General features: G+C 50.7%; 6 protein-coding genes. 2 read left to right on the top strand and 4 right to left on the bottom strand.

Going from position 1 to position 7,086, the window contains the following annotated elements:
- Positions 1–223 precede the first annotated feature (223 nt).
- Positions 224–1,357 (bottom strand): site-specific integrase, encoded by a 1,134-nt coding sequence (locus ACLQ7H_RS25345; RefSeq protein ID WP_025122919.1) that lies wholly within the window; start codon positions 1,355–1,357, stop codon positions 224–226.
- Between the two features lie 323 nt (positions 1,358–1,680).
- On the opposite strand from ACLQ7H_RS25345, the gene ACLQ7H_RS25340 reads away from it, so the two are divergent.
- Positions 1,681–3,234: a methyl-accepting chemotaxis protein gene (locus ACLQ7H_RS25340; RefSeq protein ID WP_411755053.1), complete on the top strand. Its 1,554-nt coding sequence runs from the start codon at positions 1,681–1,683 to the stop codon at positions 3,232–3,234.
- 36 nt (positions 3,235–3,270) lie between these two features.
- Here the strand turns inward: ACLQ7H_RS25340 and fbp are convergent, their stop codons facing one another.
- Positions 3,271–4,275 carry a class 1 fructose-bisphosphatase gene (gene fbp, locus ACLQ7H_RS25335; RefSeq protein WP_411755052.1) on the bottom strand — a complete coding sequence of 335 codons (1,005 nt, stop codon included), beginning with the start codon at positions 4,273–4,275 and terminating at the stop codon, positions 3,271–3,273.
- Between the two features lie 170 nt (positions 4,276–4,445).
- Between fbp and mpl the strand changes: the two genes are divergently transcribed.
- Positions 4,446–5,825 carry a UDP-N-acetylmuramate:L-alanyl-gamma-D-glutamyl-meso-diaminopimelate ligase gene (gene mpl / locus ACLQ7H_RS25330; RefSeq protein WP_024483358.1) on the top strand — a complete coding sequence of 460 codons (1,380 nt, stop codon included), beginning with the start codon at positions 4,446–4,448 and terminating at the stop codon, positions 5,823–5,825.
- A 213-nt stretch (positions 5,826–6,038) separates the two neighbouring features.
- On the opposite strand, the gene yhcN (ACLQ7H_RS25325) is transcribed toward mpl, so the two are convergent.
- Together yhcN (ACLQ7H_RS25325) and yhcN (ACLQ7H_RS25320) are read right to left on the bottom strand one after the other, a co-directional pair.
- Positions 6,039–6,302, bottom strand: a complete 264-nt coding sequence (yhcN, locus tag ACLQ7H_RS25325; protein ID WP_021179031.1) for a peroxide/acid stress response protein YhcN — start codon at positions 6,300–6,302, stop codon at positions 6,039–6,041.
- A gap of 133 nt (positions 6,303–6,435) precedes the next feature.
- On the bottom strand, positions 6,436–6,699 hold the full coding sequence (gene yhcN / locus ACLQ7H_RS25320; protein WP_411755051.1) for a peroxide/acid stress response protein YhcN: 264 nt from the start codon (positions 6,697–6,699) through the stop codon (positions 6,436–6,438).
- Between the last annotated feature and the right edge of the window lie 387 nt (positions 6,700–7,086).

Raw genomic sequence — 7,086 nt, 5'->3', positions numbered from 1 at the left:
ATAGCCACTGACCTGTGACTTCAGCTCTGTACCGAAATGTGGTACATTTTGTGTGTACTATGCAGTACTGGTGCAGCTTCATGTCCCGAAAAATGGGAGTACTTTGAGGGCGTTTTGGCTATAATAGAACAACCTCATCTCTAACTACTTGATTAGTAGTTAAAAGTACTCCCACAGTGGAAATGCACGCTTTCAGTACATTTCAGTTGTGCTCAATCTGCTTTTAAAGCAGATTGATGATTTCCTTAAGTTTTCCTAAATCACTGACTTGCTTACCGTATCGTGAATAGGTAATTCCTGTGTTGGATAAATGACCGAGTAGTGCACCTGCGTACTGTTCAGGAATTCCGGCATTTTTAAAGGTGGTGGCGGCGTAATGCCGTAATGAATGGAATTCCGGCACATCTAACGCCTTTCTGAACTGACTAAACCAACTGATAAAGTATTGTGAATGCCTTTTTTTATTGCGGGTTTCAGGGAAAAGCAATTCTTGTCCTTTTTTACTTTCAAAATAGTTCCAAAAGCCCGCATTTATTAATGAGTCGTGAATTGGAACGAATCTTCTGCTACTGGGTGTTTTTAGTTGTTGTGATGTGTGAGTATTATCTATCCGAAAACACCATAAACCGTCTATCTGCTGAATATCATCAAGATATAGTTGGCAAATTTCATTAGCCCGCAAGCCGCTATAACTACCGATCAATATTACCCAGCGTTTCCAAGCCGCTTCAGCAGTACAAACATCCCTTAGCTTTGCCACTTGGTCTATGGTGTAGGCATCCCGTTTTTCAGATACTGGAACATTATCTTTGATCGATAATCCTTGAAATGGATTTTTTATTTCAATCTCACTTCGTCTGTTCATCCAGAGGAAAAAACCACCAATTTTAGATACGTATTTGTTACGCGTTGGAATCGCTGACGTAAGTTGATCGATGAAGAGTGCTGCCTGCCGCTTACTGAATGGATCTTTAGTAAAAGCAAGATATCCCCGAATGTTACTTTCTATCGCTCCTAATTCTTGTACTCGAACTTGGCTTTGCTTAATTTTTAAGTACTGATCAAGTTCTTGCTCAATGTTGGGTGTTTTGCGGGATGGAGCTTTACTATGAGCCACCTTGGCTTCTAAACCCATCTCTTGCAGTGTTTGTAATGATTCAAGCAGGGTTAACACTTGCTTTGATGTATCCATCATGAGCGGTGTAAGATTTTCTTGATACTTGGCGATACGTTTTTTCGCTTCAGATTTCGAGCGTGTACGCAATGAACGCCGGATCTCTCTACGTTTACCAGATGGAAGAACATTTACTTTTCGGTAATACCAGATGCCATGTCGACTCAGCATAAGAGATGCCATTGAAAGTACTCCTTGGTGTCACAACTGAAATGTACTGAAAGCGTGCATTTCCACTGTGGGAGTACTTTTAACTACTAATCAAGTAGTTAGAGATGAGGTTGTTCTATTATAGCGGAGTCTTTTGTGATTTCCCGTCCTTTTCATCATTGCGCTGCTGCCTGGCCTATAACGGCAACTTTTCCAGATTAATCCCTCATTGATTGAAGTTTACTCCCCGGCTGCCGATAACCTCCCCAAATAATAACGGTCCAGCAGCTAGCTGACCCTGCCTTCTTGCCTCCTCTACATCTGAAGCCACTTTTTTCTAAAGCCGGGAAACACTCATGTTAAAGAAGATCACCGTTAAGGCCGGGCTGATTGCCCTGTTGAGCCTGATGACGTTGCTGTTGATTGTTGTCAGCATCATCGGGGTTAAGGCTATTAACGAAGGAACACGTTCGCTACAGACTCTGAACCAGATCCTGGGGGAAGAACTGGGTTCGTTGGCCAACAGCTCCAATCTGGCGCTACGGGCCAGGACGGCCGCCTCGCTGGCAGTACGACAGCGCGAGATTGGTCAGATTGAGGTTGCCGATGCATCGGTAGGGCGTATCTATGGCTATCTGGAACAATCGAGAAAGGAAATGGCGCGCTTTGTTGACGTGGGAACGGTGACCGAACGGGGCCGCCAGTTCTCTTTGCGGATGCAGACGAGCTATCGCGCCTATCTGGAACAAGGTATTGCGCCCATGGCAGCGGCGATAAAGGCGGGGAAGTTGGATGACTATTACGCCATTCAAGAAAATCATATCTCTAAGCTAAGCATTGCTTTTGAAGCCGATCTCAGTGAGTTCCGTGCATTTGCGATGGAGATTGGCCAGCAGCAGGCGCATGAGGCAGAAAGTAATGCCAGCACCAAGATTATCCTGATCGTTGCGGCTGGGCTGCTCAGTGTGTTACTGGCGGTGCTGGCCTGGTTTGCTATGCGTTTGATCTTGCTGCGCCCGTTAGATGAGTCGATCGTCCAATTGGAGTATATCGCCGCCGGGGATCTGACCCACGAAATTAGTGGTGAGGGTGATACCGAAATGGGGCGTCTGGTGCGTGCCATGCAGCGTATGCAGCAGTCGCTGGTGATGTCGGTCAGTAAAGTCCGCGATGCCAGCAGTCAGATCGATACCGGCTCCCGCGAGTTGGCTGCAGGTAACGTTCATCTGGCGCAGCGTACCGAGGAATCGGCCGCTTCACTGGAGCAAACCGCCGCCAGCATGGAACAGTTGACCTCTACGGTGAAAATGAATGCTGAAAACTGCGAACAGGCCAATCAGTTGGCACTGAGCGTCTCCGATATTGCCGAGCAGGGCAGTGACGTGGTCAGCCAGGTGATGAGCAAGATGCAGGCCATCACCGACAGCTCCCGACGGATTGCCGATATCATCAGCGTGATGGACGGCATCTCCTTCCAGACCAATATCCTGGCGCTCAACGCGGCGGTAGAGGCGGCACGTGCTGGTGAGCAAGGCCGTGGTTTTGCCGTGGTAGCCGGTGAAGTACGCAGCCTGGCCCAACGTAGTGCGCAATCGGCCAAAGAGATCAAAGGGCTGATCGAGGTTTCGCAGCACCGCGTGCGGGAAGGCGAACAGATGGCCGCCACTGCGGCGAAGACCATGAACGGTATTACGGGGGAAGTCGGGCGCGTCACGGCGCTGATGCGTGAAATCTCGGCGGCCACCCGCGAACAAAGCAGTGGTATCGAGCAGGTTAACCTGGCGGTGGTTCAGATGGATCAGGTGGCACAACAGAATGCGGCGTTGGTGGAAGAGTCTGCGGCGGCAACGCGCTCTTTGGAAGAGCAGGCACAGCTATTGGCACAGAGTATGGCTGTGTTCAAACTGTGAGGTGAAGGGGCGGCATGCCGCCCCTTTTATATCTCGTTACTGGTCCGGGAAATCAGCAATAAAGCGTTCGGCGTCTTCTACCATCGATTTGGTTCCGACGAAGAATGGCGCGCGCTGGTGCAGTTGTTCCGGCACGATATCCAGAATGCGGTTTTTGCCATCGCTGGCTTTACCCCCGGCCTGTTCAGCCAGGAACGCCATCGGGTTGCACTCATACAGCAGACGCAGCTTACCCTGTGGGTGGCTGGCGGTGCTTGGATAGATATAGATGCCACCTTTGAGCAGGTTACGGTGGAAGTCGGCAACCAGTGAACCGATATAGCGTGAGGTATAAGGGCGTTGGGTGGCTTCGTCCTGCTCTTGGCAGTATTTGATGTATTTCTTCACCCCGAGCGGGAACTTGATGTAGTTACCTTCGTTGATGGAATACATATTGGCTTTTTCCGGGAAGCGCACTTTCTCGTGGGAGAGGCAGAACACCCCCAGAGACGGATCGTAGGTAAAGCCATGCACGCCATAACCGGTGGTATAGACCAGCATGGTGGAAGAGCCATAAACCACATAACCGGCCGCTACCTGGGCATGGCCAGGCTGTAGGAAATCTTCTTCGGTGACTGGCGTACCAATCGGAGTGATGCGGCGATAGATAGAGAAGATGGTCCCGACCGAGACGTTCACATCAATGTTGGACGAACCGTCCAACGGATCCATCAACACCACATACTTGCCGTTCTCAGCTCGCTCGCCGTCGAAAATCACGATCTCGTCTTCTTCTTCCGAAGCGATGCCCGCAACTTCACCACGAGCCTTCAACGCTGCTTTCAGTTTTTCGTTCGCGAACAGGTCCAGTTTCATCTGAACTTCGCCCTGAACGTTGGAAATGCCGTTAGTCCCCAAGATATCAACTAAGCCCGCCTTGTTGATATCACGGTGAATGATTTTGGCACCCAGCTTGATGGCAGAAAGTAATGAGGTCAGCTCACCGGTGGCGTGAGAGAAGTCGTGTTGTTTCTCGACGATAAATTCGCCTAACGTTTTCATGACACAATCCCTGAATCTACGGATGGATAGCGGCTTGTTTACATACCGCCAACGTTTTCGTCTGCAGTGTAGCCCAAAGCAACTTGCGATTCATAGGCAAATCCATTTCTTCTGAACGATTCTGAGCGCTAGAATAGGCAGTAAATCGATGCACTAAAATGAGAAACCTAATGCGCATACATATTCTTGGGATCTGCGGCACCTTTATGGGTGGGCTGGCCATGTTGGCTCGTTCACTGGGGCACGAGGTGACCGGTTCAGATGCCAACGTCTATCCTCCGATGAGCACCTTATTGGAAAAGCAGGGGATCGATCTGATCCAGGGTTACGATCCTGCCCAGTTGGATCCTGCTCCGGATCTGGTGATTATCGGCAATGCCATGAGCCGTGGTAACCCTTGCGTAGAAGCGGTGCTGGAGCAGAGCATTCCTTACATGTCTGGCCCTCAGTGGCTGCATGATTATGTCCTGCGCGATCGCTGGGTGCTGGCGGTAGCGGGAACACACGGTAAAACCACCACCGCCGGGATGGCGACCTGGATCCTGGAAGCCTGCGGCTATCAGCCGGGCTTTGTGATCGGCGGCGTACCGGGCAATTTTGATGTCTCGGCCCGTCTTGGCGGCAGCCCGTTCTTTGTCATCGAAGCCGATGAGTATGACTGTGCCTTCTTCGACAAACGCTCCAAGTTTGTTCATTACTGCCCGCGCACGTTGATCATGAACAACCTCGAGTTTGATCATGCCGATATCTTTGACGATCTGAAGGCGATCCAGAAACAGTTCCACCACCTGGTGCGTCTGGTGCCGGGCCAAGGCAAGATTATCCTGCCGGAAAACGATACCCATCTGAAACAGGTGATGGCGATGGGATGCTGGAGCGAACAGGAATGGGTCGGGGAAGGAGGCGCGTGGCGTGCACACAAACTGACGACGGATGCCAGCCATTACGAAGTGTTCCTCAACGGCGAGAAGGTGGGCGAGGTAAACTGGGCGCTGGTGGGTGAACACAATATGCATAACGGCCTGATGGCGATTGCCGCTACCCGCCATGTTGGCGTACAGCCAGCCGATGCCTGCCGTGCGCTGGGTGACTTTATCAATGCCCGCCGCCGTCTGGAATTGCGCGGTGAAGCCAACGGTGTCACGGTGTATGACGACTTTGCCCATCATCCGACCGCCATTCTGGCTACCTTGGCGGCGCTGCGTGGCAAAGTGGGCGGCACAGCGCGCATTCTGGCCGTATTGGAGCCGCGCTCAAACACCATGAAAATGGGGATCAGCAAAAACGATCTGGCCCCGTCACTGGGTCGTGCCGATGAAGTGTTCCTGTTCCAGCCTCACCACATCCCATGGCAAGTTGCGGAAGTTGCAGAAGCTTGCGTCCAGCCGGCGCACTGGAGTGCCGATCTGGATACGCTGGTGGAGATGATCGTGAAAACCGCGCAGCCGGGTGACCATATTCTGGTGATGAGCAACGGCGGGTTTGGCGGCATTCATGACAAACTGCTGGCGGGGTTGGCTAACAAGGCTGAACCGAAAGAAACCTACTAACGTTGAGCTAAACAGGCGTCGCATGCGGCGCTTGTTCCAATACCAAGGCCGCTGATGCGGCCTTTTTTACAGCCAGAAAAAAGCCCTCGCGTGCGAGGGCAATGGGGTTCGTCGGATAGGACGACGATAATTTCCAAGATACTAGCGTTTACCTGAGAACTCGGCAGTGGCAGTGACGAGGGTAGTCAGTTCAGTAAACGCGGCCTCGGTTTTTTACTTGTAGATTTCAGCCGTTGCGTGCCAGTTGCCATTTTCATAGGCTTCGATCACACGGTAGGCTTTGGCCCCTTGCTGGTCCGCTTTATCAGACAGCGCCTGACGGATATCAGAAGGTGCGCCACCCACGCCGCTAGCGGTAATGGTGCCGACAGACTGCAGATTGCTGGCTTGGGCATCAGTGACCAGGTTAGCCGCAGAAGCACCGAAAGAAACGGCAGACAGCAGGCTAAGTGCAACGAGAGTAGTTTTCATGTTCATGATACTTGGATCCTTAATCGTTCAGAGATAACGGCCTGGAAGGGCTTTACAGCGTTTTTTATACTTGAAGGCGGTTATCTACTTGGTTTTTTACCAGAGAATGGTCGTGCAATGCTCACATAACATCTTGTACTTACTTGTAAATCTCGGCGGTAGCGTGGTAGTTGCCTTCGCTACGAGCTTCGATCACACGGTAAGCGGTCGCGCCTTGGGCATCGGCTTTGGCAGACAGCGCCTGACGGATATCAGAAGGTGCTGCACCGACGCCGCTTACGGTGATGGTACCGGCAGACTGCAGTTTTTCAGCCTGTGCGGCATCAATGGATTGTGCTGCGAATGCACCAAAAGACAGCATGGACAGCAGGCTAATTGTCGCTACGGTAGTTTTAATTTTCATGATTTATCCTCTTCGAATTCTTTTATCAGTTCCAATGAACTGTGATTTACGTCACGAAAATGAGTATACATCTAGTAACGGCAAAAATTAATAGCTGACTAACAGTTTCTAGTGAAACTTTATTGGGGTGGGCGTTACTTTTAATAACCTAATGGAATAAAAAGTGGCGATAAAATGCACTTTTAATGTTAAATTTTTGTAATTTCAATGAGCTAAGTGCTTTTGACTAAAAGTGCGGAAACTTCCAGTCACTCTCACTGGCCACACAAAAATGTCATTGAAATGTGCTGTAGGTCGGCTTATTGGCAGTTTTAAACGTGGTAGGCAGCGCAGAAGAAGTAAATGAAGGGTTAATAAAGGATGCACAGCCCGCGACGGAGAGCGCAG

The organism is Serratia sp. (in: enterobacteria) (assembly GCF_046715635.1).
Lineage (GTDB): Bacteria > Pseudomonadota > Gammaproteobacteria > Enterobacterales > Enterobacteriaceae > Chania.
Note: the sequence above shows the minus strand (reverse complement) of the source record. Positions and strands in the feature narration are given on the sequence as shown.